Below are 23,205 nucleotides of genomic sequence, written 5' to 3' on the forward strand. Positions count from 1 at the left end.
GTCGGTCAAGGGGGTTGCCGACGAAGGGATTTCGGGGAACAAGGTGCCCACGGGCGGCGCCGGGCAGAGCGCGTTGAACCGACTTGGCGCGATGTGCTCTCGCGCCCCGGAGTGCGCACGTGTTCCTCTTCGAGGGCGTCAACGACATCAAGGCCACACGGGCGTCACGGCCCAGGACGTGATCAACGGCTATCGCGCCATCGCCGAACGGGCCCATGCGGCAGGGAAGTGCGTCGTCGGCGCCACCATCGGGCCGTTCAAGGGCTGGTCCGAGTGGGACCCCGCGGCCGAGCCCGTACGCCTCGAGGTCAATGAATTCATCAGGGACAGCGGCGAGTTCGACGCGGTCACAGGCTTCGACCGCACCCTGCGCAGCCCGTGCGACCACGAGCGGATCCTTTCGTTCTTCGACGGCGGCGCCCGCCTGCACCCGAATGACAAGGCATGCAGGCGATGGCCAACTCCGTCAACGTCAGGGACCTGACCGCCTGTTGATGACGGCACGGACTCTTCATCGTTGCGCCACGCAGGTGGGGTTCGCTGGGCAACTGAGGCGTGGATGATGACGAGGGCATGCCAGATTCGGTCGCGCGTGTCCCACACCCCCCACGGTTCATCAGGAGGACGCAGTGAAGAAGAGCTCGCGGATCAGCAGAGCGGCACTCACCCTCGGCAGCGCCGTCGCGCTGGTCATCGTTTTCCCGGGCATCGCGCTCGCGGACCCGCCCCCGGCGCTGCCCGCCAACGCGGACGGCCTGGAGCAGACGTTCCAGCCGGCCTACGACTACGACGGTGACGGCTGCTACCCGACGCCCGCCATCGGCCCCGACGGCACCATCAACCCCGGCCTCAACCCGTCCGGGGCCGTCAACGGCCAGTGCCACGACTCCTGGGACCTCGACAGCACCAACGGATACTCCCGCTCCAAGTGCAACAACGGCTGGTGCGCCATCATGTACGGCCTGTACTTCGAGAAGGACCAGGCCGTCGCGGGCAGCGGTCTCGGCGGGCACCGCAACGACTGGGAGCACGTCGTGGTGTGGGTGCAGAACAACGAGGCCAAGTACGTGTCCACCTCGGCCCACGGGAACTTCAACGTCTACAGCAGTGACCAGATCCGCTGGGACGGCACCCACCCCAAGGCCGTCTACCACAAGGACGGCCTGGGCACGCACTGCTTCCGACCCGCGACGGCCAACGACGAGCCGCCGGAGAACCACCGCCACACCTGGCAGTTCCCGACCCTCGTCGGCTGGAACGGCTACCCCTCGGGCCTGCGGGAGAAGCTCAGCCAGGCAGACTTCGGCAGCGCGGTCTTCGGCCTCAAGGACGGCAACTTCAACTACCACCTCGAGAAGGCCGAGCCGGCCGGCATACCGTTCGACCCCAACGCCTGAGCGGACGGCGGAAAACAGGTTGGGCCGGACGACGGCCCGTTGGTAGCGTCCCGCCCAGGCCGTGACGTCGTGCGAGGAGGTGAGACCCATGAACGCTGTATCTGTGTGGGTGCTCCCCTCTTCGCCACGGTCGGGCGGTTGACGTAGGTCTCGCCGGGAGCGCCTCCTCCACAAGGCACTCCCGAAGGGCAACACCTATGAATTCTGTTCAATTCACCGCGCAGACATCGTCGAACGGTGTCGTGGAGCGCGACTTCACCGTGGGTGAGGTCACCGGCGCGCTCTGGTCGCCGGCCCCCGGCTCCGACCGCGCGCCGCTCGTGCTGATGGGCCACGGCGGCGGCAACCACAGGAAGTCACCGGCCATGGCCGGCCGGGCCCAGCGGCTCGTGGCGGGCGGCGGCTTCCACGTCGCCACCATCGACGCACCCGGGCACGGCGGCCGCCCCCGTACGGCCCACGACGAGCGCGAGATCGCCGTGATGCAGCAGGCGATGGCGGCGGGCGAACCGGTCGGCCCGATCGTCCAGCGGTACAACGCCCACCTGGCGGAGCGCGGCGTGCCGGAGTGGCAGGCGACTCTGGACGCCCTCCAGGACCTCCCGCAGATCGGCACCGATGGGCCGGTCGGCTACTTCGGCCTGAACATGGGTACCGCGATCGGCGTGCCACTGACGGCGGTCGAACCCAGGATCACCGCCGCGGTCTTCGGTCTCTTCTGGCCCGAGACCCTGGCCCAGGCGGCGAAGCAGATCACCGTTCCGATCGAGTTCGCGCTCCAGTGGAACGACGAGCACATCCCCCGCGAGTCCGGACTCGCGCTGTTCGACGCCTTCGCCTCGCAGGACAAGACGCTGCACGCCAACGCGGGCCGGCACAAGGAACTGCCCAGGTTCGAGGCCGACAGCGCGGTGCACTTCTTCGTCCGGCATCTCGGCGGGGCGGCCACGTCACCGGCGTGACCCGACCCGACCTGACGGCAGCGGCGCGCGGGCGCCGCTGCCCGCTCGTGGGACCAGGTGCAGGTGGCGGCTCCCGGCGGATGGAAGTTACTCTGCGCTGCGGCGCTGATCGGCGGAGATTGGCCGCCGATCCCATGGGAGGTCATTCGTGGACGTGTCACTTCCGGTCCTCCTGGAGGACCACCCGGTCGTCGCCAGTGTCATCGACGACGACGGGCTGCGCGCCGTCATGGACTCCGAGTGCAAGGTCGTCTTCCTGCTCTACGGGTCCCTGCTGAACCTCCCGGCGATCGTGCAGCAGCTCAAGGACAGCGGCAAGGTCGTCCTGGTCAATGTGGACCTGCTCGAAGGGTTCAGCGGCAAGGACATCGTGGTGCAGTACGTGAAGGAGCACACCTCCGCCGATGGGGTGCTCAGCTCCAAGGCGCACATGGTGCGGGCCGCCCGCGAGGTCGGCCTGTTCGCCGTCCACCGGTTCTTCCTGATCGACTCGAAGTCGTACCGCAATCTCGCACCGCAGGTCCGCCAGTCCAAGGCCGACTGCGTGGAGATCCTGCCGGGCTGTATGCCGCGGGTCATCTCCTGGGCCGTGCAGGACATCGAGGTGCCTCTCATAGCGGGCGGGCTCGTGTGCGACCGCGAGGATGTGTTCGCCGCGCTGAAGGCAGGAGCCGCGGCCATAGCCTCGTCGAATCGTGATGTGTGGGCCATGTAGGCGTCGGGCCGTGTAAGGGAATGTGACGCCTGACTCTATTGACACTGCCGATCGGCCCTGCCTAGCATGGCGACCGCACCCGGAGTTCATGTCATGGCCACGGGCGCGACAATCAAATATAGGTTCCGGCCTCGAGCCGGGACAGTTACTAGAGACCAGAGAACAGTAACCTCCGAACACCGGAGTTTGCTGTTCTTTTTTTGTGCCCATTTCCTGTCCACGACGAGGTGGCTGCGGTGATCCGGATGAACAAGGCCCAGAAGTGGCTGAGCTTCCTCGCGCTCTCCATGACCGGCGGAATCATTTTCCAGGTCGCCTACATCAGGTTCGTGTACCTCGAACCTACCTATACGGCGCTGAATCTCAGCTCGCAGCAGTACGGGAACATCATCTCGGCTTTCGGCGCCGTGGCCATCGTCATGTATTTCTTCGGCGGCTGGTTCTCCGACAAGTTCTCGCCGAAACTCCTCATCGTGATTTCGCTCGTCGGAATGGGAATTGCCGACATTTATCTAGCCACCGTTCCCGGCTTCTGGGGAATCGTGGCGGCGCACATCCTGATGGCCGTCGTCGGCATGGGCCTGTACTGGTCCGCGCTGGTGAAGTCGATCAGCGTACTCGGCGACTCCGGCGAGCAGGGCCGGCTCTTCGGCTTCCTCGAAGGCACCCGCGGCATCGTCTCGACGGCCATCGGCTTCATCGGCACGGCGGTCGTCTCCGCCTCCGTCGTGCCCGCGCACGGTGTCCTCACGCTGATCCGGATCTACGGAGTGCTGAGCTTCGTCTTCGCCGCGATCGTGTGGTTCGTCGTCCGCGAGGACAAGACGCGGCTCGCCGGGCTCGACTCGGCGACCGTCACCCTCAAGCAGCTCCTCGCCGCGGCCCGCAACCGGTACACCTGGCTCATCGGCGGCACCGCCATGCTCATGTACTGCTTCTACACGACGCTCGGCTACTTCTCGCCGCTGCTCCAGGACAACTACGGCGTCTCCGCATCCATGATCGCCGTCATCGGGGTCGTGCGGTCCTACGTCTTCCAGTTCGTCGCCGGACCCGCGGGCGGCGTCGTCGTGGACAAGGTGACGCGCTCCTCCGCGGTGTTCCTGCGCTGGATGTTCGCCGGCAGTGCGGTGCTCGCCGTCCTCTTCCTCGTACTGCCGCGCACCACCGCGCTCGCCTGGCTCGCGCTCGTGATGATGTTCGTCCTGTGCGCACTGGTCTTCGCCTCGCGCGGCGTCTACTGGTCCACCGTGGGCGAGGTGGAGGTGCCCGAGCAGGAGCGCGGGGGCGTCATCGGGCTCGCCTCCGGCATCGCGTACCTGCCGGACGCGTTCCTGCCTTCCCTGTGCGCCTGGTGGATCGGCGACTCCTCGGCGAGCCCGACGGTGCCCGAACAGGGTGGCGGCTACAGCGCGCTGTTCGTCTTCCTGCTCGCGGCCGCACTGCTCGGCCTGGTGATGACGACACTCACCGCCCGCACCCGCCGCCGCGAACTCGCCGCCCGGCACCCGGCCCCCGTCAGCGACCGAGTGCTGGCAGGGGTGTGATCGCCGGGTCCTTCGACTCACCGCCCCGAGCGCGTAGAACGTATCCGTACAAAGCTTCAGAAGATTCGCAAAGAGTCACGAAGAGTAAGAAGATCGGCAGGCATCACATGGACATCACGGACTTCTCCCGGGACTTCTTCTCCCTCGACGGGAAGAACGCGATCGTCACCGGCGGCAACACCGGCCTCGGTCAGGCGTTCTCCCTCGCCCTCGCCAAGGCGGGCGCCAACGTCCTCGTCCCGGCGCTCGCCGACGACGGCGGCGAGACGCGCAAGCTGATCGAGGCCGAGGGCCGGCGCATGGAGTTCCTCGAGGCCGACATCACCGGCGCCGGCGTGCCCCGGCAGGTCGTCGAGCACTGCGTGGACACCCTCGGGTCGGTCGACATCCTCGTGAACTCGGCGGGCATCTGCAATCTCGCCTCCGTCGAGGAGTTCGACCGCGCCGCGTGGGACCCGATGCTGGCCGTGAACCTCACCGCGCCCTTCGAACTCGCCCACGAGGCAACGAAGTTCATGATCCCGCAGCGCTCCGGGAAGATCATCAACATCGCCTCCCTGTTCTCCTTCCTGGGCGGCCAGATGTCTCCCGCGTACGCCGCCACCAAGCACGGCATCGCCGGTTTCACCAAGGCGTACTGCGACGAACTCGCCCAGCACAACATCCAGGTCAACGCGATCGCCCCGGGCTACTTCGCCACCAAGATCACCGAGACGACGCGCGCCAACCAGGAGACCAACCAGCGCGTCCTCGACCACATCCCGGCCGGCCGCTGGGGTGATGTCGCCGACCTCATGGGTGCCACCGTCTTCCTCGCCAGCCGCGCCGCCGACTACGTCAACGGCCATGTCCTGACCGTCGACGGCGGCTATCTCGTCCGCTGACCCCGACCCGACACCCACTTCTCCCTCACCCCCACACGTACACACACACGTACAAAGAAGGTTGATCCACATGGTGCAGTCCGCATCGAAGCTGAACCGAGAAGAGATCGTCGACCGCCTCACCTCCCTGGTCGGCGCGGGCGCGGTCGTCACCGACGAGCAGCAGTTGCGCGAGGCGAGCGTCGACCGTTTCAAGAAGTACCAGGCGGTGCACGGCATCTACGACGCCCCGCCGCCCGCGGCGATCGTCAACGCCACCAGCGTCGACGACGTATCGAAGGTGCTCGCGTTCGCCGACGAGAACCGCATCAACATCGTGGCCCGCACCGGCCGCACCGGCACCGAGGGCGGCCTGGAGACGGCCGTCACCGACACGATCGTCCTCGACGGCTCGGGTCTCGACGAGATCATCAAGATCGACGAAGAGAACATGCAGGTCACCGCCGGGTGCGGCGTTCAGCTCCAGGTGCTCGAGGACACGCTGCGCGCCAAGGGCTACACGACCGGGCACTCCCCGCAGTCCAAGCCGCTCGCCCAGATGGGCGGGCTCGTCTCGACACGCTCGATCGGCCAGTTCTCCACCCTGTACGGCGCGATCGAGGACATGGTCGTCGGCCTGGAGGCGGTCTTCCCCGACGGCACCGTCAGCCGCATCAAGAACGTCCCGCGCCGCGCGACCGGCCCGGACATCCGGCACATCGTCATCGGCAACGAGGGCGCCCTGTGCTACATCACCGAGGTCACGGTGAAGATCTTCAAGTACCAGCCGGAGAACAACGAGTTCCACGGCTTCCTCGTCGACGACATGGCGACGGGCACCGCCATCATCCGCGAGGTCGTCGTCGGCGGATTCAAGCCGTCCGTCGTGCGCGTCTACTCGCCCGAGGACGCCGGCCAGCACTTCTCGCACTTCTCGAAGGGCAAGTGCGTCGTCGTCTTCGTCGCCGAGGGCCCCAAGGGCATCGTGCGCGCCACCAGCGAGGAGATCGAGCGGGTCGCCGACCGGTTCGCGCACGAGAAGGTCGACCCGAAGCTCATCGAGGCCTGGTTCGACAACCTCAACTGGGGCCCGGACAAGATCGAGGCGGAGAAGGAGGTCATGCGGGCCAAGGCCGAGCTCGGCTACACCACCGAGGTCTCCTGCGACTGGTCGAAGGTCACCGAGCTGTACGGCGCCGTCATGAACCGCATCCGCACCGAGTACCCGCACGCCGACGACCTCACCCTGCTCGGCGCCCACTCCTCGCACAGCTACCAGACGGGTACGAACCTCTACTTCGTCTACGACTACAAGATCAACTGTGAGCCGGAGGAGGAGATCGGCAAGTACCACGTGCCGCTCAACGCGATCATCGTCGAGGAGGCGCTGCGCGTCGGCGGCTCGATGGTCCACCACCACGGCGTCGGCAAGTACCGCACCGCGTGGACGAAGCAGGAGCACGGCAGCGCCTACCACATGCTGGCCAAGCTCAAGGAGGCGTTCGACCCGAACGGGATCATGAACAAGGGAACGATCTTCCCGCTCGACGCCTGATCCCCAACTGTCGTACAGGGGGCCGCCATTGACCGGCGGCCCCCTCCTCTCTCGCACCCCGGAGTGGGCCATGACTCGCTACTTCATCGGCATCGACAACGGCTCCCAGAGCTCGAAGGTGACCGTTTTCGACGAACACGGCCGGGCCGTCTGCGAGGGACGGCAGAGCCTGCGTCCGTACGCCACCCCCCGCCCCGGCGTCGTGGAACACCCGGACGACGACCTGTGGACGTCGATCGGAGAGGCCAGCCGCCAGGCCATGGCCGCCTTCCCCGGCGACGTGGCCGACATCGCCGGCGTCGGCCTGTGCACGATCCGCTTCTGCCGGGCCGTGCTCAAGGCCGACGGCACACTCGCACAGCCGGTGATGAGCTGGATGGACGCGCGGGTCTCGCGCCCCTACGAACACACCCTCCCCGAGGCGCGGTACGTCACCACGTCCTCCGGCTACATCAGCCACCGTATGACCGGCGTCCTGAAGGACACCGCCGCCAACTACGCGGGCGACTCCTGGCCGTCGGACTCCGACACCTGGCGGTGGACGACCGACGACGCCGTTCTCGCCAAGTCCGGCATTCCGCGCGAGATGCTCTTCGACCTGGTGATGCCGGGCGACGTCCTCGGCACGGTGACCGCCGACGCGGCCCGTCACACCGGCATCCCCGAGGGCCTGCCGGTCGTGGCGACCGCCAACGACAAGGCTGTTGAGGCGCTGGGCTGCGGACTGCGCTCCGGCGACACGCTCCTGGTCTCCCTCGGCACGTACGTGGCCGGCATGACCGTCGGCGACAGGAACGTGGCCGACGCCTCCGACTTCTGGACCAACTACGCCTGCATGCCGCACTCCTACCTCTACGAGAGCTTCGGCGTGCGCCGCGGCATGTGGACCGTCAGCTGGCTGCGCGACCTGCTCGGCGAGGAGGCGGTCGTCGGCGCGCGGGCGGCGGGCCTGTCCGTCGAGGACTACCTGAACGCCGAGGCCGCGAAGGTCCCGCCGGGCTGCGACGGCCTGATGACGGTGCTCGACTGGCTGGCGCCCACCGACGCCCCGTACCGCAAGGGCACGATCCTCGGCTTCGACGGCCGCCAGGGCCGCTTCCACATGTACCGCTCGATCCTCGAAGCGCTCGCCCTGTCCATCCACGCCACCGGCACGCACATGGCCGCCGAACTCGGCACCACCTACCGGCACACGGTCATCTCCGGCGGCGGTGCCGGCTCCGACCTGATGATGCAGATCTACGCCGACGTCTTCGGCGTTCCGGCCCACCGTGCCGAGGTCAACAACGCGGCGGGCCTCGGCTCCGCGATCTGCGCGGCGGTCGGACTCGGCGCGTACAAGTCGTTCGACGAGGCGATCGACGCGATGGTCCGCCCCGGCGCGGAGTTCACACCCGACCGGGCCAACCACGACCTGTACCGGCGCCTCGGCGAGGTGTACCGGGACATTCGCGAGCACACGGACGGGATCTACCGGCAGTCGTACGACGTTTTCGGCTGACGGTTGCGCTCATCACCACGGCGTGGCGCCCACGGCGGGGTGCGGGTTCCGACGAGAACACGCGCCCCGCCCGTGCCGGGCCGCAACCGCGCGGGCCTGGATCGACGATGCCTGCGCCGACGCTCGTCGGGTCAGACGGAGCCGAGGTCGGCCGACAGCCAGTGCTCGGGCCGGATGTGGAAGGTGACCTGTGCGCCGTGTTCGGCGGTGGCCGTCTTCACGTATTCCTCGACCTTGTCGGCGGGCAGGTAGCGGGCCGCGAGATCGGTCAACTCCGCGACTGTGGAAGTCGCTTCGGATGTCACCGGGCCCTCCACGGTCACGTAGCGGACCGTGGGTCCGACACGTTCGGTCATGAGCGAGATGCGGCCCGCGGCCCTGATGGCCTTCGCCTTTGCGGAATCCCGGCCGGTCATGATCCAGAAGGTGCCGCCGGGCTCGTACCAGTACCAGATGGGGACCGTCAGTGGCGCACGGCCGGCCTCCGCGCGGGCGACGGCCAGGGCGCCGATGTGGGGTTCGGCCAGGAACGCCTCGCGCTCGTCGAGCGGAAGGGGCATAGCGTCTCCTCGTGTATGTCGATCACGTCGGGCATGTCGAGATGCAGTCTTCAACGCCGGTCGGGGGAGAGAACGGTGAACACACCGGCGGGTATTCCATCGAGACGGTCAGGCGTCAGCGAGCGCGTTCAGGGACGCGAGCGGCGGCGTAGCCCGTGCCACGGAACGGTCATGATCGACTGTCAGTGGTGGGTGTCACGATGGCGCGTATGGAGATCTTCGAGTGGGGGCCGCTGCTCAAGCGGTGGAGCGAGGAATGGCTGGAAGGGCTGGCCGCGGAGGAGCCGGAGGAGTTCGAGGAGCTGGACGAGGAGATCGTCCGGGGCCGCTGGCTGGGGTTCGGCCCGGCCGGTCCGGCGGCGATGGCGGCTCTGGAGGAGCGGGTCCGGGGGCTGGGGATTGCGGTGCCGCTGCCGCCGTCCCTCCGCTCCTTCCTTGAGACGACTGACGGTTGGCGCCATGCCGGGGGCTTCGTCCATCTGCTGGCCGGGGCCGACCGCATTGCGCCGTACGGAGATCCGTACGGCCGGCAGGCGATGTACGAGGAGTATCTGGACCAGGACCCGACCGAGGAGGAAGTGCTCAGGGCCGGAATGTGGGGCCGGGCGCTGCAGCTCTCGCTCGACTCGGACCTGACGGATGTGCTGCTCGACCCGGGCGATGTGGGTGGCGACGGGGAGTGGGCGGTGTACGTGTACCACGGGTGGAGTGCTGAGCTGCCGGACCGGTACGACTCGTTCCGCGCGTTCATGGAGGGCATGTACAAGGAGTTCTACCGCCTGAGCGGCGGCCACGCAGGTTTCGAGAACGTGGTGACGCGTGAGCTCGACGCCAAGGTGGAGGAGGCCCGACTCGCCTGCCTGAGGGGCGAGTTGGACGAGGCCCTCGCCGTCTTCGGCGAGGCGGGAGACCTCGGCAGACCGCGAGCCGGCCTGCTGGCCGCACAGCTGCGGGCGCTGCTCGACGGGCACGGCTGGGTGCCGGTCGACCCGCGCATGGACGATCCGCTGTACGCGGGTGAGGTGCTGCCCCTGAAGGTGCGCGATCACCTGCGCGAGCACCGGAGAGACGACACCTTCGTGCTCGGCCCGGTGACGGAGGACTACGCGGCGGACCGGGAGCGGGCCGGTGTAGTCCTGGAGCAGATCAGGCAGCGCACGTACGAGTACACGTCGCCCGGCCCGTTCGGGCGCGCGGTCGAGGAGGCCAGGGAGCTGGCGCGCTGGGGTGACACGGATGGCGCGTGGCGGGTGCTCGCGGCGGCGGTGCCGCAGTGGGAGCCGTATCGGGAGGACCACGTGGCCCCGTTCGGCCTGCTCGGGGACCCGCTGCTGGGGCTGCTCATCACACCGGAGCGGGGGCGGCAACTGCTGATGACACCCCGGGCGGGTCAGGCGGGGGTGCTGCCCGCGCCGGTCGCCGTCGAGGGGGAGACCGTGCGCGACGGGCTCGCGTGGCTGACGCATCGGCAAGACAGGGTTGAGCTGCGCAGGGACGCGTACCGGTTCGTTCTGGCGGAGGGCATACGCCCCGAAGAGCTGGCGGAGCGGTTCGGTACGGGCCCGCTGGAGCGGGTGGCGAGCGAGCGGGACTTCTGGGATCTCCCGTTCTCAGGGCAGCAGGAGCGGCGCGGCCCCGTCGCCCGGATCGGCGCTCTCGACGGCTGGAGCTTCGCCTTCGAATCGGCCCGCCGGCCAGGCTTCGACCGCACCCGTCTGACCCACCCCGGCACCGAGCTGTCGTGCGGCACCCGGGCCCTCACGGTCTGGTGGGAGCCGGGCCTGTTCCACCTCGCCTTCGCCGAGGACGGGCAGCAGCGGTACACCTTCACGGTGCACGAGGCGGAGCGCCACCAGACAGGCGACATCCCCGCCGACCTCTCCCCGGATCACCTGTTCCCGGACCCGGCCGGCCCCGCGACAGACCTCTCGGACGAGAGCCGAGCGCTGGAGGCGATAGCGACGAGGTTCGGAGTCTCCCTGCCCGAATTCGCTCTCAACCACGGCAGATTGCCGACGCTCCCGACACGCCCGTGGCTCAGGCCGCCGGAGCCGAGGGAGGTGCAAGCGAGACTCACGTTCACGCGCCACAGGTAGGGGTCGCATGGATGTGGCACCGCCTCGACGCCGGAATCGGTTTTGTGCGGGGTGGTGGGGTCTCGTACGGGCTGCTCTCGCTTTGGCTCTGTGAACAGAGGCGCGTTCAGGCGTGGACCAGCTCCAGCGCCTTGTTCAGGTTGTGTTCGGCGATGGATGCCATGAGCGCCCGGTCGGGGAAGTCCCCGTCGAGCAGCCTCAGCGGGCCCGCCGTCAGTGAGAGCCGCTGGGCCAGCATGTAGAGCGCGAGCCGGTCCTCGTCCAGTCCGTCCACCCGCAGCGGCGGATAGGAGTCGTGCAGGCGGATCCGCAGGAAGACGTGCTCCCACTCGACATCGAAATACATCAAGCCCTCGATGTCGATCACCACCGGGTTCCCGCCCGCGTCCACCAGCACGTGATCCGGCCCCAGTTCGCCGTGCACGACCGCGTACTGTGCGCGCGGCCGCACCGCCGCCGCGAGACTCAGCAACCGCTCCTCGAGCCGTTCGCGCGTCCGTGCGATCCGGGGATCACGCGATGCCGCCTCGGCGAGGTCGCGTAGCGCACGGTCCAGGACGACCCCCTCGCACGAGACTCCGCGCGATGTGCCTCCCCCGTCGACCACGGCCACCTTGCCGTACGCGGGTGCTCGATGGCGCCGCATCGACTCCAGCGCCTCCCCGAGCCGGACGATGACCGGGTCGGCCGCTCGGGGGTCGCGTGCGAGCAGTTTCTCCAGGCTTTCGCCCTGGAGGTCCTCGACGATCGCGAGGTCGCCCGGGCAGTGAGTGCCGTCGCGGTCGAGGAGACGGATCGCCGGGACGCGGACGCCCAGCGCGTCCAGCCGCGCGTGTGCGGCCTCGAACAGGTCGAGCCCGAGACCGGGGGAGAACGGGTCGGTGAGGTCGTCGTCCCCCTCGGCCGCCGGCCAATAGTTCTCGGCGTCGTCCCACAGGTAGGCGATCGCCGTAGTCGCGTCGTCCATCACCAGGCGGTAGACGCCCTTCTTGCTACCGCCCGCGACGCGCTCGACCGCCTCCAGCCGACGCCCGCCACCCAGCGCGGCCCGCACAGCCCCGGTCAACTGATCCCGCGCCACCGTTCCGGGTGCCACAGTCCGAACCGCCTCTCCGCCTCCGCCACGACAACCCGCGCACCCTACGGGAGCATCGACGCGGAGGCGATTGGATTGCGGGCGGGGGGACTGCTGCTCAGAACGCCCAGCGCGTGTGGGAGTAGACCCCTTCGTCCCGGCCGAAGCCGTACGCCGTGGCCGGGGACACCGCGAACACCATCGCGTCCCCCTTCCGGAACGCGTCCCCGATCCCGTGGAAAGTGCCCTCGGGGGAGGTGATGTGCGCCTCGTACTTCGCCTCGTATGCCGCGATCACCTCCTCCAGCACCGCCGGATCGGCGACCGTCTCCGCCTTGCCCTCGACCACGACGTCGAGCCCTTCGGTGAGCGAGTTCCGGCCGGTGGTCAGCGCGCAGTGCCCGTCATGAGCGAGGTTCCTCGCCTTCTGCTCGCCCGGGCCGGTGGAGAAGTACAGCACCCCGTCGTGCCAGGCGGCGATCACTGGAGTGACGTGCAGGCGACCGTCGGGGCGCACCGTTGACACCCAGAAGATCTCGGCGGCCTCCAACTGCCGCTGGGCTTCCGCCCATTCGGTGGCGGTGACGTCTGCGTCACCCGGGCGTGGGTTGAGTGCGGAGCTTTGACATGCTCCTCGGGCTGAAGCCCGAGGATTCTGGCCGTCCCGCGGGTTGCTGTGCCGCTAGGCGGCATGGCTTCCTGCTGGGATTCCGTGGCTTCCTGTTTCTTCGCGCTGTGCCAGAACGGGTTCTGGTCTTACCTTCGCTCCGCAGGCCGATGCCGCCAGTCCGGCGGCCTGTTTCACGTTCTTGGCGGCGTTGACATCCCGGTCGTGCCGGGTGCCGCAGGCGGGGCAGGTCCACTCCCTGACGTGCAGGGGTTTGGGGCCGTCGTGGTGTCCGCAGGTCGAGCACACCTGGCTGGTGGGCTCGAACCGGCCGATCTTGATAAAGGTCCGCCCGTAGCGGGCCGCCTTGCAGGCGAGCATGGTCACGAACTGTGACCAGCCCGCGTCATGGACGGACTTGGCCAGTTTGGTGCGCGCGAGGCCCTTGACCGACAGGTCTTCCACGGCGATCGCTTGATTCTCGCGGATCAACCGGGTGGAGAACTGATGGTGGAACTCCTTGCGCGCATCAGCGACCTGCGCATGCGCGCGGGCAACCTTCAGGCGGGCCTTGTCCCGGTTCTTCGAGCCCTTCTGTTTGCGGGACAGCTCCCGCCCGGCCTTCTTGAGTTTCTTCTCCGCCCGGCGCAGAAACCGCGGGGAGTCGATTTTCGTGCCGTCGGACAGCACCGCGAAGTGGGTCAGGCCCAGGTCGATGCCGATGGCCTGCTCGGTGGCGGGCATCCGGCCGGCGTCGGCGGCCGGGTCGGTGTCGATGACAAAGCTCGCGAAGTACCGGCCCGCCGAGTCCTTGATTACCGTGACCGAGGACGGCACCACGGGCAAAGTGCGGGACCACTTCACCCGCACCTCACCGATCTTCGGGAGGTTCAGCCGGCCGCCCGGGGTGATGGACCAGCGGGCGTTGGCCGTGAACCGGATCGACTGCCTCGCATCCTTGCGTGACTTGAACCGCGACGCACCCACCCTCGCGCCGTTACGCTCACCCTTGACGGAGGCGAAGAACGCCCGGTAGGCGGCCTCCACATCGCGCAAAGACTGCTGGAGCACCACCGAGGACACTCCGCCCAGCCAAGACCGCTCCACCGTCCGCTTCGCCTGGGTGATCAGGGTCTGGGACAGCTCGGCGGCCTTCGGATACGGCAGACCCGCCGCGTGGGCGTCCTTCCGGGCGCGCACCGCGTCGTTGAACACGACCCGCGCGCACCCGAACGCCCGGCCCAACGCAATGCGTTGACCCGGTTCCGGGTAGAGCCGGAACGCGTACCGAAGCTGCATGAACGCCACCCTACATACTTGGGTTATGGCCGAAATGCAGAAGATCAGGACTGGTCGGCACTGTGCTTTCATGATGCATGTCCACTTGGTTTTCGTGACCAAGTTCCGGCACGACGTGTTCACGGATGTTCATCTGCGGCGTATGGAGGAGATCATGCGGGCGGTGTGCAGCGACTTCGAGTGCGAGTTGGTCGAGTTCAACGGCGAGGACAACCACGTGCACCTCCTGGTGAACTTCCCGCCCAAGGTCGCCGTCGCCAAACTGGTCAACTCCCTCAAGGGCGTTTCTTCCAGGCGCCTGCGCCAAGAGTTTCCCGACCTCGTTCGGCACTATTGGCGGGCCAATAAACTCTGGTCCGGTTCCGACTTCGCCGACACCGTCGGCGGCGCACCCCTGAGCATCGTCCGGCAGTACATCGAGCAGCAGAACCACCCCATTTGAGCAGAACCCGGCTCCGCCGGGACGTGCCGCGGTGCTCCGCACCGGCAGTTCCAGCGCCCGCACCGCCCTGCTCCGCAGGGAGAGGCACCGCGACGCTCCGTGTCGCGGGCTTCAGATTCGCTAGACCACCGGGCTGAAGCCCGACGCACTGCGAATGAATCCCGGTAGCGGGCGTCGAGCTCGGTCGTGGGCTGTTGTGCAGGTCCCTGTGCCGGCATGGTGGATCTCCCCTCCTCTCCCGTACAACGATCCGCCGCCCGCACGGACATCGTGTGCCGTGGGCCGGCCACCTATGGCGCTCACGTCGTGGCGCGGGATGCGTAGGCACGGATGTCCGCGTCGGAGTCGGTGGTCGCGGTGGCGAGGGCCGCGCGGGCGTCGGGGTCGGCGCGGTGGGTGAGGAGTGAGAGGACGGCGGCCTTGCGGACGTCCGCGTTCGGGTCCGCCGACGCCTTGGCGAGGGCGGGAACTGCCGTGCTGGGTAGGGACGTTCGCAGGGCGGTCGCGGCGCCGGCCCGGACCTGCCAGGCGGGGTCGTCGAGCGCGGCCACCGCCCGTTCGGCGTACGGGGGCGGGCAGCCCGTCGCGGCCAGCGCGGTGAGCGCCGCCGCCCTGACCAGCGGGTCGGTGTCGTCGAGGAGCGGGTCGAGCGGGGCCGGTGCCGGGTCGCGCACCGCCGCGAGCCCGCGGGCCACCGCGACCCTGACCTGGCGGGCGAGGTCGGCCGTGGCCGCCGAGAGCTGGCCGGTCGCGTCCACCGAGACCAGGGCCCGGACGGCGTGGATGCGGACGTCGATGTCGGTGTCGGAGAGCGCTGTGGCGTACACCGAAGCGTCGCCGAGCCGCAGCTCCCGTAGGACGTCAAGCGCGGCGCCCCGCACCGCCGGGTCCGTCACGTCGAGTGCCGCCCGCAGGCCGGTCCCCAACTCCGGCTCGCCGGGCAGGACTTCGACCAGCTCACGCAGGGCGCCCGCCGCGGCCTCCCGGACCTGGGGCGCGGCATCCCGCAGCCGTGCGGCGAGCGCGGGGCCGGCCCCGGCGGGCACCGTCTCGGCGAGGACGTTGACGGCGGCCGCCCGCACCGCCGGGTCGGAGTCCGCAAGGTAGGGGGAGAGGGCATCCAGGCCGGGGGACTCCTCGGCCAGGGAGAGGACACCGAGGAGGGCGGGGCTCGACGCGGGGGCCTGGGTGGCCCGGGGTGAGGGCGCCGCCGCGGCTGGCGTCGCCGGGCGGGCGGCCGGAGCCACGTCCCGCTGCCCCGCCGTCGCCACCGGCACCAACGCGACCTCGCCCAGTACCCGCTCCGCCCCGGCCGCCACCGGCTCGAACTCCGGCACCGGAACGACGTACGGCTCGACCGGCCGGGCCCTGAACTCCATGGCACCCGCAGGGGACTTGTAGACGTCGAGATGGTGCAGCCACCCCGCGTCGTCCCGCTCGGGATGGTCGAGCCGCTCGTGGTACAGGCCCCAGCGCGACTCGGTCCTGGCCAGCGAGGCACGCGCCGCCATCTCCGCGCAGTCCCGGATGAACGACACCTCCGCGCACCGCATCAGCTCATGGGCGGTCCGCGCCCCCATCCCGGCGATCTCACCCCTCATCCGTTCGAACGCCTCCACGGCCAGGGACAACTTCGCCCCGGCCTTCGGCGGCGCCACGTAGTCGTTCACGAACCGCCGCAGTTTGTACTCGACTTGTGGCTGCGGCGGCCCGTCGGGGTTGCGCAGCGGCCGGTAGACGAGTTCGTGAGCGGCAGCCAGCTGGTCGCCGGGCAACTCGCCCTCGTAAGCACGGAACTGGGACGCGTCGGCACCCGCCAGGTCCCCGAAGACGAACGCGCCGATCATGTAGTTGTGCGGTACGCAGGCCAGGTCGCCGGCCGCGTACAGGCGGGGGACGGTGGTGCGGGCGTGGGCGTCGACCCGTACGCCGGACGCCGAGTGGCCGCCGCACAGGCCGATCTCCGAGATGTGCATCTCGATGTCATGCGTGCGGTAGTCATGGCCGCGGCCCTCGTGAAACGTGGCGCGTGTGGGCCGCTCCGTCGTGTGCAGGATCGACTCGACGGCGGTGATGGTCTCCTCCGGCAGATGGCTGAGCTTGAGGTACACCGGAGCGCGGTCGGAGGCGAGTTCGGCCGCGAACTCGGCCATCATCTGCCCCGACCAGTAGTCCGACTCCACGAACCGCTCGCCGTGCCGGTTCACTTGATAGCCGCCGAACGGGTTCGCGACGTACGCGCACGCCGGGCCGTTGTAGTCCTTGATCAGCGGGTTGATCTGGAAGCACTCGATGCCGGTGAGCGCGGCACCCGCGTGGTACGCCATCGCGTAGCCGTCGCCCGCGTTCGTAGGGTTCTCGTACGTCCCGTAGAGATAGCCGGATGCGGGCAGGCCGAGGCGGCCGCAGGCGCCGGTGGCCAGGATCACCGCCCCCGCCCGTACGGTGACGAACTCGCCTGTACGGGTGTTGAATCCGGCCGCACCGACGGCCCGGCCGTCCTCGGGACGTGTGAGCACCCGTACCGGCATCACCCGGTTCTCGATGCGGACCCGCTCGCGCATCTCGCGGCGCCGCAACTGCCGGTAGAGGACCTTCTTGACGTCTTTGCCCTCCGGCATCGGCAGCACGTACGAGCCGGAGCGGTGCACCTGGCGGACCGCGTACTCGCCGTGCTCGTCCTTCTCGAACTTCACGCCGTACGACTCCAGGCGCTTGACCATCGCGAAGCCACGGGTCGCCGTCTGGCGCACGGTGGACTGGTCGACGATGCCGTCGTTGGCGCGGGTGATCTCAGCGACGTAGTCGTCCGGTTCGGCCCGGCCGGGGATGACCGCGTTGTTGACGCCGTCCATGCCCATGGCGAGCGCGCCGGAGTGCCGTACGTGTGCCTTCTCCAGGAGCAGTACGTCCGCGCCGCGTTCGGCGGCGGTCAGGGCGGCCATGGTGCCCGCGGTGCCGCCGCCGATGACGAGGACGTCGCAGGAGAGTTCGGTCGCGTCGGAGAGGGCGGGGATGGCCAGGGGGGTGTCCACGGGCGGGCCTTTCACAGGGGTGCGGGTGGTCAGAGGGACGTGAGGATGCGGCGGCGGAGGCCGGTGGTGGCAGGCGCGTTGCGTGCGTCCCGCTGCCGGGGGTGCGGGACGTCCAGGACCTCGCCGGAGGAGAGCAGGGCGATCCGGTCGCCGAGGTAAAGGGCCTCGTCCACGTCATGGGTGACGAAGACGACGGTCGCGCCGGTGCCGCGCAGGATGTCCACGAACAGGTCCTGCATACCGGCGCGGGTGTGCGGGTCGAGCGCGCCGAACGGCTCGTCCATGAGGACCGCGCGGGGCCGCCCGGCCAGAGCACGGGCGAGCTGGACGCGCTGCCGCTGCCCGCCGGAGAGCCGGTGCGGCAGCTTGCGGGCATGCCCGTCGAGGCCGACCCGCTCCAGCCACTCTGTCGCGACGCGTCGCCGCTCCTCGCGCCCCAACCGCCGTATCGCCAGGGGAAGTTCGACATTGGCCTGGACGCTTCGCCACGGCAGCAGGGCGTCCTCCTGAAAGATCAGCGCCCGGTCGGCCTCGGGCCCGCGGATCGGCGCCCCGTCCTGGGTGACCTGCCCGTCCAGCGGGGGCAACAGCCCGGCGAGGGTGCGAAGGAGCGTGGACTTGCCGCAGCCGGACGGGCCGAGAACGGCCACGAGTTCGCCCGGCGCGATCCGGAGGCGCACGTGACCGGGTAGGGGGCGGCCCTCGCGATGGCCGAGTAGCACGTCGTCCAGGGCGAGTTCGGCACCTTGGCGCAAGGGAGCAGCGCTCGTGGGACTCATGAGACGGGCTCCTTCTCCAGGGCCGGAGCGGGGGACGGGACTGCCGGGGGAGCGGCGGTGTGGCGTACGGCGCGCGACGGTGCTCGCTCCGGCGGCCGCGGCAGCCAGGCGGTGGCGCGGCGGCCGAGGAACTCCACCGCCGTGGAGGTGAGCCAGCCGAGGGCGCCGATGGTGGCCATGCCGACGAAGACACCGGGATAGTCGACGACCGTGTAGTCCTGCCAGGTGCGGTAGCCGACCCCGTACTCTCCGGAGATCATCTCCGCGGAGATCACACAGATCCACGCGACGCCGATGCCCACCGAGAGTCCGCCGAAGATGCCCGGCAGCGCGCCCGGAAGCACCACCGAGAACAGCACCCGCAGCCGGCCGCCGCCCATGGTGAGCACGGCCTCCTCCCACACCGGCGTCAGCGCGCGCACCGCGTGCCGCGTAGACACCAGCACCGGGAAGAAGGCCGCGGTGAAGGTGATGAACACGATGCCCTGCTCGTTGCTGGGCAGCAGCAGGATCGCGACCGGGACCAGGGCGATCGCCGGGATCGGCCGTGCCACCTCCACCAGCGGGCCGAGCAGATCGGCGGCCCACCGCGACCGCGCGATCGCCGTGCCCGCCGCCACCCCGAGCGCCGCGGCGAGCAGGAAACCGATCACGATGCGGCGCAGGCTGTGGCCCACGTCCTGCCAGTACGGGGCGGTGCCCAGCCGGTCGCCGAAGGCGGACGCCACCTCGCCGACCGTGGGGAACTGGCCGAACCGCAGCCACAGTTCGACGTCCAGGGAGGTCAGCAGCTGCCACAGTCCGAGGGCCACGGCAAGCGATGCGGCCCGGATCAGCCAGCGGCCCGCGCTCATGACGCGAGCCCCACGGCGTCCGCGTAGCTGACGACGCGCGCACCGGCGTGCCGTTCCACGTACGTCCTCGCGTGGCTCGGAGTGACGAAGGCGCGCAGGTCGGACCCGTTCGCGACCCACACCGACTTGTCGGCGAACCAAAGGGTGCCGGTCAGCGCGTCCGGAACGTATGCGGCCCGCACCTCGGCGCCCTTCGCGGCTTTCAGGAGCTGCTTCGGACTGTCGAAGGTGCGCGTGGTGCCCTGTCCCTTCAGCCACAGCTCCGACTTGGCGCCGCCCGCCTTCGGATACGAGGGTGTGTGCCCGGCCCGCTTCAGCGGCTCCGGGTCGACGAAGGAGTCCACGTCGACGTCGCCCACCAGGTTGGCGGCCTTCAGGATCGGTACGTCCTTCTTCAGCGCGGCGATCAGCTCCGGCCGCAGCGCCGGGTCGAACGTGGCGATGCCGTGGGCACCGTTGTAGAGATAGACCGCCTCGGCCGGCAGCCCGGTCTCCTTGGCCACCGACTCGGCGGCGGCCACCGGCCGCTTGCGGAGATGGTCGGTGGCCCGCCGCTGAGCCTGGAGGAAGTCGTCGAGGACCCCGGCGCGCCCCTCGGCGAACTTCTCCCGGACGGTGACACCGTGGAACGTCGGCAGATTCAGGTCGGCCCCGTCGTACAGGGCCTGCGCCTTGCCCTCGTAGGTCAACTGGCCCGGCCACGCGACGAACTGGGAGAGCGCGTCGACGCTGCCCCCGGTCAGGGCGGAAGCGCCCACGCTGGGCTGCTGGTTGAGCTTGCTGATGCCCTTCTCCGGGTCGATCCCGGCTTCCTTCAGGGCCCGTACCAGCGTGCCGTCGGCGGCCGATCCGACGCTGGTGGACACCTTCTTGCCGCGCAGGTCGTCCAGTGACCGCAGTGGTGAACCAGGCGTGGTGACAATGGTGTTGAGGCCACCGTGCAGGTTGTATCCGGTGACCGAGACCAGCCGAGTCGGCTGCCCCAGCTGCTTGCCCCGGGCCGCGTTGATCAGGAGTGGGAAGTCACCCATCGACCCGATGTCGATCTTCCCGGCGGTCATCTGGGCGGTGATCGGGGCGCCGGTCGCGTAGTCCTGCCATTTCACTTTGTAGGTCTTGCCGTCCTTCCTCCCCCGGGCCGCGAGTTCCTCCTCGAAGTAGCCGAGCGAGCGCAGCAGCGTTCCGGCGGTGACGGTGTTGATGGTCTTCGACTGGTATCCGACGGTCACCGTGACGGTGTGGGAGTCCTCGGCCCCTGCCGCGCCACCGCACGCCGTGGCAAGGGGCAGCAGGAGGGCGAGCGGCAGCAGCCGGGCGAGTGGAGCAACGAGCTTATATGGCACGGCAGTTGGGCCTTTCACCGAAGCAGGTAGGGCATGTTGACGGTGACCGCTCCGGTGGGGCACCGGGCCGCACACGGGCCGCAGTACCAGCACTCGTCGACATGCATGTACGCCTTGCCGTTGTCCTCGCGGATCGCGAGCGAGTCGAGCGGACACATGTCTACGCAGAGCGTGCAGCCGTCGATACACCGCGACTCGTCGATGGTCACGGGTACGTCGGCGCGCTGCGGGACAACAGGCATGACTGTCTCCAGGGAGGGCGGTAGCAGGAAGGTGGGGTGGGTCAGGCTGAGTGGCGGCGCAGGACGCCGCTCATGGTGATGCGGTCGCCGCGGAAGCGGATGAACTCCAGGTCCACGGGCCGCCCGTCGGGCAGATGAGTGAGTCGCTCCAGCATCAGAACGGCACTCCCGCGCGGGGCCTCGAGGACCGCGGCGGAGTGCGCGTCGGCGTTCACGGCTTCGAGAGTGATCTCGGCATGCCCCAGCGGGCCGCCGGTGAGCGTCTCCAGGAGCCGGAACACGTCGGTGTTCTCCAGGTCGCAGCCGAGCAGCTCGCCGCCCAGATCCATGGGCAGATACGACAGGTCCAGGGAGAGCGGCAGCCCGTTGAGGCGCCGCAGCCGCTCGATACAGAGCACGTCGGTGTGGTCGGGCAGTCCGAGCCGGCGTGCCACCGGGCCGGGAGCGCTGACCGGTCCGACGGTACGGACCTCGTTGGTGACCCGGCCGTGCTCGTGCAGGGTCTCGGCCAGGCCTTGCAGCCGGTCGAGACCGTGCGGGTACTTCTCGCAGACCACGACGGTGCCGACGCCGGCCTTGCGCTCCACGAGCTGCTCGCCGCGCAGCAGGTCGAGGGCCTGCCGGACGGTGTTGCGGCTGGCCCGGTAGTCGGCGGCGATGATGTCCTCCAGAGGGAGGACACCGCGCGGGAACCCGCCCGACAGGATCTGGTGGCGCAGCAGATCCGCGAGCTGCCGGGCCTGGTCCGCACGCAGCCGCCGACGGCGCGCGGCGGCGACCGGAAGCGAGGCGGGGATACGTTCGGCTGGCATGGCAGGGAACGTACCGGCGCCGCGGCTCCGGTGGTGTTGCGGCAGCATTGCGCCACCTGACGGCTCCAGTCGCACCGCTCTGACCTGCTGAATCGCCGGCCGACGACCAAGATCTGCCACTTGACCGCCCAGCACGTGGACAGCGGTCCGTCGCGCAGGGCAGGGAGGAGCGGTCGCCCGGCTCGCCCCGGCGCGGCGGCGAGCGACGATGGAGCGCGGGGCCGGTTCGGGGGGGCAGGTGCTGGGAGGTACCCGTGGAGCACGCCCGAACAACCGACTTACCGATCGTGGGCGCCGGGCTGGTCGACATCTGCGCGGCCGCACCGCGCACGTGGTGCTGCTGTACGGCGCCGACGCCGCCGGCCTGGCGGAGGCCGCCGAGACCGTCCGGGCCGAAGGGCTGCCACCGACGGCCGACGGGACCGGCCCGGACACGGTCGCCGTCCTCGCCCGTGAAGCCGGGCCAACTGACCTCGACACCTCGACCCCTGGCTGTTGCCGGATACCGCGACGCCGCAGGGGAGTTCGCCCGGCTCTACCGCCCCGACGGTCCGACCGGGTTCGTCGTACGCCCCGACGGATACCTCGGCACCCGCTTCCCCCCCTCGCAGACGCGGCGGCGGCCTTGTCCGAGTACCTGGCGGAGCTGTCGCCGCCGACGTGATCACCACCGCCACTCGCCCACTCCTGGTTGAGTAGCCGTACTCAGGCCACCCGGCTTCCGGGCCGCCACGATGAGGCGACCGAGAAGAAGGAGTGCCCCGATGTCCCTGATCGCAGCTGCCCGTCGCCGCGCGGCGAACACTCCGGCCCCCTCGCCGGCCCCGTCGCCGGTGCTGCCCCGTGTCTGCGTCGCCGTCGTGGTCGCGGGGGTCGCCCTCTCCGCCTGGGCACCGCACGACCGCACGACCTGGCTGCTGGAAGTGGTGTGGGTACTGATCGGACTGCCGCTGGTCGTCCTGACCTGGCGACGCTTTCAGCTGTCGGGGCTGCTGTGCTGTCTGCTCGCCGCGCACGCGCTGGTGCTCGCTCTGGGCGGGCACTACACGTACGCCCAGGTGCCGTTGGGTGAATGGGTTCAGGACGGACTGGGGCTTTCCCGGAATCCCTACGACCGGTTCGGACACCTGATGCAGGGCTTCGTACCGGCCATCCTGGTACGGGAGTTGCTGATCCGCACGTCTTCGTTGCGCGGCAGCCGATGGCTGGCACCGCTGACGGTCTGCGCGTGCCTGGCGTTCAGCGCGGCCTTCGAGATGTTCGAGTGGGCGGCGGCCGTCATCGGCGGGCAGGCGGCGGACGCCTTCCTGGCCACGCAGGGCGATGTGTGGGACACCCAATGGGACATGTTCTGCGCGCTGATCGGTGCCACGGTCTCGCTGCTGCTGCTCAGCAAGTGGCACGACAGCCGGCTGAACCGCCTGGCCGTCTGACGTCGGAGCGTCACTTCAGAGCCGTCAAGCGCGCTTGAGACACACCTGAGCCGGCCCGGATCGAAGGATCCAGGACCGGCCCAGACGC

The 23,205-nt window shown here is 69.4% G+C and carries 20 protein-coding genes and 1 pseudogene; 11 read left to right on the top strand and 10 right to left on the bottom strand.

Going from position 1 to position 23,205, the window contains the following annotated elements:
- Positions 1–178 precede the first annotated feature (178 nt).
- From CG723_RS45890 to CG723_RS11015, 8 genes are all read left to right on the top strand, one after another.
- A complete protein-coding gene (locus CG723_RS45890; protein WP_107489197.1) occupies positions 179–484 on the top strand; it encodes a hypothetical protein in 306 nt (101 codons plus the stop codon).
- 145 nt (positions 485–629) lie between these two features.
- Complete coding sequence (locus CG723_RS10985; RefSeq protein WP_100593089.1) at positions 630–1,397, top strand: NPP1 family protein; 768 nt, start codon at positions 630–632, stop codon at positions 1,395–1,397.
- 197 nt (positions 1,398–1,594) lie between these two features.
- A complete protein-coding gene (locus CG723_RS10990; RefSeq protein ID WP_100593090.1) occupies positions 1,595–2,359 on the top strand; it encodes an alpha/beta hydrolase in 765 nt (254 codons plus the stop codon).
- 148 nt (positions 2,360–2,507) lie between these two features.
- Complete coding sequence (locus CG723_RS10995; RefSeq protein WP_100593091.1) at positions 2,508–3,074, top strand: glycerol-3-phosphate responsive antiterminator; 567 nt, start codon at positions 2,508–2,510, stop codon at positions 3,072–3,074.
- Between the two features lie 245 nt (positions 3,075–3,319).
- On the top strand, positions 3,320–4,621 hold the full coding sequence (locus CG723_RS11000; RefSeq protein WP_159032427.1) for an MFS transporter: 1,302 nt from the start codon (positions 3,320–3,322) through the stop codon (positions 4,619–4,621).
- Between the two features lie 107 nt (positions 4,622–4,728).
- Positions 4,729–5,505 (top strand): SDR family NAD(P)-dependent oxidoreductase, encoded by a 777-nt coding sequence (locus CG723_RS11005; RefSeq protein ID WP_100593093.1) that lies wholly within the window; start codon positions 4,729–4,731, stop codon positions 5,503–5,505.
- A gap of 70 nt (positions 5,506–5,575) precedes the next feature.
- Positions 5,576–7,039, top strand: coding sequence for an FAD-binding oxidoreductase (locus tag CG723_RS11010; protein ID WP_100593094.1), 1,464 nt, complete (start codon positions 5,576–5,578; stop codon positions 7,037–7,039).
- Positions 7,040–7,109: 70 nt separating this feature from the next.
- Complete coding sequence (locus CG723_RS11015; RefSeq protein WP_100593095.1) at positions 7,110–8,540, top strand: FGGY-family carbohydrate kinase; 1,431 nt, start codon at positions 7,110–7,112, stop codon at positions 8,538–8,540.
- 131 nt (positions 8,541–8,671) lie between these two features.
- Here CG723_RS11015 and CG723_RS11020 read toward each other — a convergent pair whose 3' ends face one another.
- The gene (locus CG723_RS11020) at positions 8,672–9,100 is read right to left on the bottom strand and encodes a pyridoxamine 5'-phosphate oxidase family protein (protein WP_100593096.1); all 429 of its coding nucleotides are present in this window, start codon (positions 9,098–9,100) and stop codon (positions 8,672–8,674) included.
- A gap of 209 nt (positions 9,101–9,309) precedes the next feature.
- Here CG723_RS11020 and CG723_RS11025 point away from each other — a divergent pair, with 209 nt between their 5' ends.
- Positions 9,310–11,196 (top strand): SMI1/KNR4 family protein, encoded by a 1,887-nt coding sequence (locus tag CG723_RS11025; protein ID WP_100593808.1) that lies wholly within the window; start codon positions 9,310–9,312, stop codon positions 11,194–11,196.
- A 106-nt stretch (positions 11,197–11,302) separates the two neighbouring features.
- Here the strand turns inward: CG723_RS11025 and CG723_RS11030 are convergent, their stop codons facing one another.
- The 3 genes and pseudogenes from CG723_RS11030 to CG723_RS11040 form a co-directional block, all read right to left on the bottom strand.
- Positions 11,303–12,292 (bottom strand): phosphotransferase family protein, encoded by a 990-nt coding sequence (locus CG723_RS11030; RefSeq protein ID WP_442802536.1) that lies wholly within the window; start codon positions 12,290–12,292, stop codon positions 11,303–11,305.
- A 97-nt stretch (positions 12,293–12,389) separates the two neighbouring features.
- A pseudogene (locus CG723_RS11035) lies at positions 12,390–12,893 on the bottom strand (pyridoxamine 5'-phosphate oxidase family protein); the annotation flags it as partial.
- Between the two features lie 60 nt (positions 12,894–12,953).
- Complete coding sequence (locus tag CG723_RS11040; RefSeq protein WP_100593098.1) at positions 12,954–14,177, bottom strand: RNA-guided endonuclease InsQ/TnpB family protein; 1,224 nt, start codon at positions 14,175–14,177, stop codon at positions 12,954–12,956.
- A gap of 25 nt (positions 14,178–14,202) precedes the next feature.
- Here CG723_RS11040 and tnpA point away from each other — a divergent pair, with 25 nt between their 5' ends.
- Entirely contained in the window at positions 14,203–14,619 is a 417-nt protein-coding gene (gene tnpA, locus CG723_RS11045; protein ID WP_100593099.1) for an IS200/IS605 family transposase, read from the top strand.
- 299 nt (positions 14,620–14,918) lie between these two features.
- Here tnpA and CG723_RS11050 read toward each other — a convergent pair whose 3' ends face one another.
- The 6 genes from CG723_RS11050 to CG723_RS11075 are packed head-to-tail and all read right to left on the bottom strand — an operon-like array spanning position 14,919 to position 21,684.
- Positions 14,919–17,654, bottom strand: coding sequence for a fumarate reductase/succinate dehydrogenase flavoprotein subunit (locus CG723_RS11050; RefSeq protein ID WP_199841721.1), 2,736 nt, complete (start codon positions 17,652–17,654; stop codon positions 14,919–14,921).
- A gap of 29 nt (positions 17,655–17,683) precedes the next feature.
- On the bottom strand, positions 17,684–18,433 hold the full coding sequence (locus CG723_RS11055; RefSeq protein WP_100593100.1) for an ABC transporter ATP-binding protein: 750 nt from the start codon (positions 18,431–18,433) through the stop codon (positions 17,684–17,686).
- Positions 18,430–19,287 (bottom strand): ABC transporter permease, encoded by an 858-nt coding sequence (locus tag CG723_RS11060; RefSeq protein ID WP_100593101.1) that lies wholly within the window; start codon positions 19,285–19,287, stop codon positions 18,430–18,432. The genes CG723_RS11055 and CG723_RS11060 overlap by 4 nt, the downstream gene beginning before the upstream one ends.
- The gene (locus tag CG723_RS11065; protein ID WP_199841722.1) at positions 19,284–20,630 is read right to left on the bottom strand and encodes an ABC transporter substrate-binding protein; all 1,347 of its coding nucleotides are present in this window, start codon (positions 20,628–20,630) and stop codon (positions 19,284–19,286) included. Before CG723_RS11065 ends, CG723_RS11060 begins: the two co-directional genes overlap by 4 nt.
- 14 nt (positions 20,631–20,644) lie before the next feature.
- Positions 20,645–20,872: a 4Fe-4S dicluster domain-containing protein gene (locus CG723_RS11070; protein WP_055563275.1), complete on the bottom strand. Its 228-nt coding sequence runs from the start codon at positions 20,870–20,872 to the stop codon at positions 20,645–20,647.
- Between the two features lie 41 nt (positions 20,873–20,913).
- Positions 20,914–21,684 (bottom strand): GntR family transcriptional regulator, encoded by a 771-nt coding sequence (locus tag CG723_RS11075; RefSeq protein ID WP_100593811.1) that lies wholly within the window; start codon positions 21,682–21,684, stop codon positions 20,914–20,916.
- A 764-nt stretch (positions 21,685–22,448) separates the two neighbouring features.
- Between CG723_RS11075 and CG723_RS11080 the strand changes: the two genes are divergently transcribed.
- Positions 22,449–23,117: a DUF2238 domain-containing protein gene (locus CG723_RS11080; RefSeq protein ID WP_100593102.1), complete on the top strand. Its 669-nt coding sequence runs from the start codon at positions 22,449–22,451 to the stop codon at positions 23,115–23,117.
- Positions 23,118–23,205 lie beyond the last annotated feature (88 nt).

It is taken from the genome of Streptomyces sp. CB01635 (genome assembly GCF_002803065.1).
Lineage (GTDB): Bacteria > Actinomycetota > Actinomycetes > Streptomycetales > Streptomycetaceae > Streptomyces.

Excerpts from the sequence above, each read along its gene's own strand:
- CG723_RS11080 (WP_100593102.1), top strand. The coding sequence starts at position 22,449 with ATGTCCCTGATCGCAGCTGCCCGTCGCCGCGCGGCGAACACTCCGGCC.
- CG723_RS11055 (WP_100593100.1), bottom strand. The coding sequence starts at position 18,433 with ATGAGTCCCACGAGCGCTGCTCCCTTGCGCCAAGGTGCCGAACTCGCC.
- CG723_RS11010 (WP_100593094.1), top strand. The coding sequence starts at position 5,576 with ATGGTGCAGTCCGCATCGAAGCTGAACCGAGAAGAGATCGTCGACCGC.
- CG723_RS11025 (WP_100593808.1), top strand. The coding sequence starts at position 9,310 with ATGGAGATCTTCGAGTGGGGGCCGCTGCTCAAGCGGTGGAGCGAGGAA.
- CG723_RS11075 (WP_100593811.1), bottom strand. The coding sequence starts at position 21,684 with ATGCCAGCCGAACGTATCCCCGCCTCGCTTCCGGTCGCCGCCGCGCGC.
- CG723_RS11000 (WP_159032427.1), top strand. The coding sequence starts at position 3,320 with ATGAACAAGGCCCAGAAGTGGCTGAGCTTCCTCGCGCTCTCCATGACC.
- tnpA (WP_100593099.1), top strand. The coding sequence starts at position 14,203 with ATGGCCGAAATGCAGAAGATCAGGACTGGTCGGCACTGTGCTTTCATG.
- CG723_RS11040 (WP_100593098.1), bottom strand. The coding sequence starts at position 14,177 with ATGCAGCTTCGGTACGCGTTCCGGCTCTACCCGGAACCGGGTCAACGC.
- CG723_RS10990 (WP_100593090.1), top strand. The coding sequence starts at position 1,595 with ATGAATTCTGTTCAATTCACCGCGCAGACATCGTCGAACGGTGTCGTG.
- CG723_RS11060 (WP_100593101.1), bottom strand. The coding sequence starts at position 19,287 with ATGAGCGCGGGCCGCTGGCTGATCCGGGCCGCATCGCTTGCCGTGGCC.
- CG723_RS11020 (WP_100593096.1), bottom strand. The coding sequence starts at position 9,100 with ATGCCCCTTCCGCTCGACGAGCGCGAGGCGTTCCTGGCCGAACCCCAC.
- CG723_RS11070 (WP_055563275.1), bottom strand. The coding sequence starts at position 20,872 with ATGCCTGTTGTCCCGCAGCGCGCCGACGTACCCGTGACCATCGACGAG.
- CG723_RS11015 (WP_100593095.1), top strand. The coding sequence starts at position 7,110 with ATGACTCGCTACTTCATCGGCATCGACAACGGCTCCCAGAGCTCGAAG.
- CG723_RS11005 (WP_100593093.1), top strand. The coding sequence starts at position 4,729 with ATGGACATCACGGACTTCTCCCGGGACTTCTTCTCCCTCGACGGGAAG.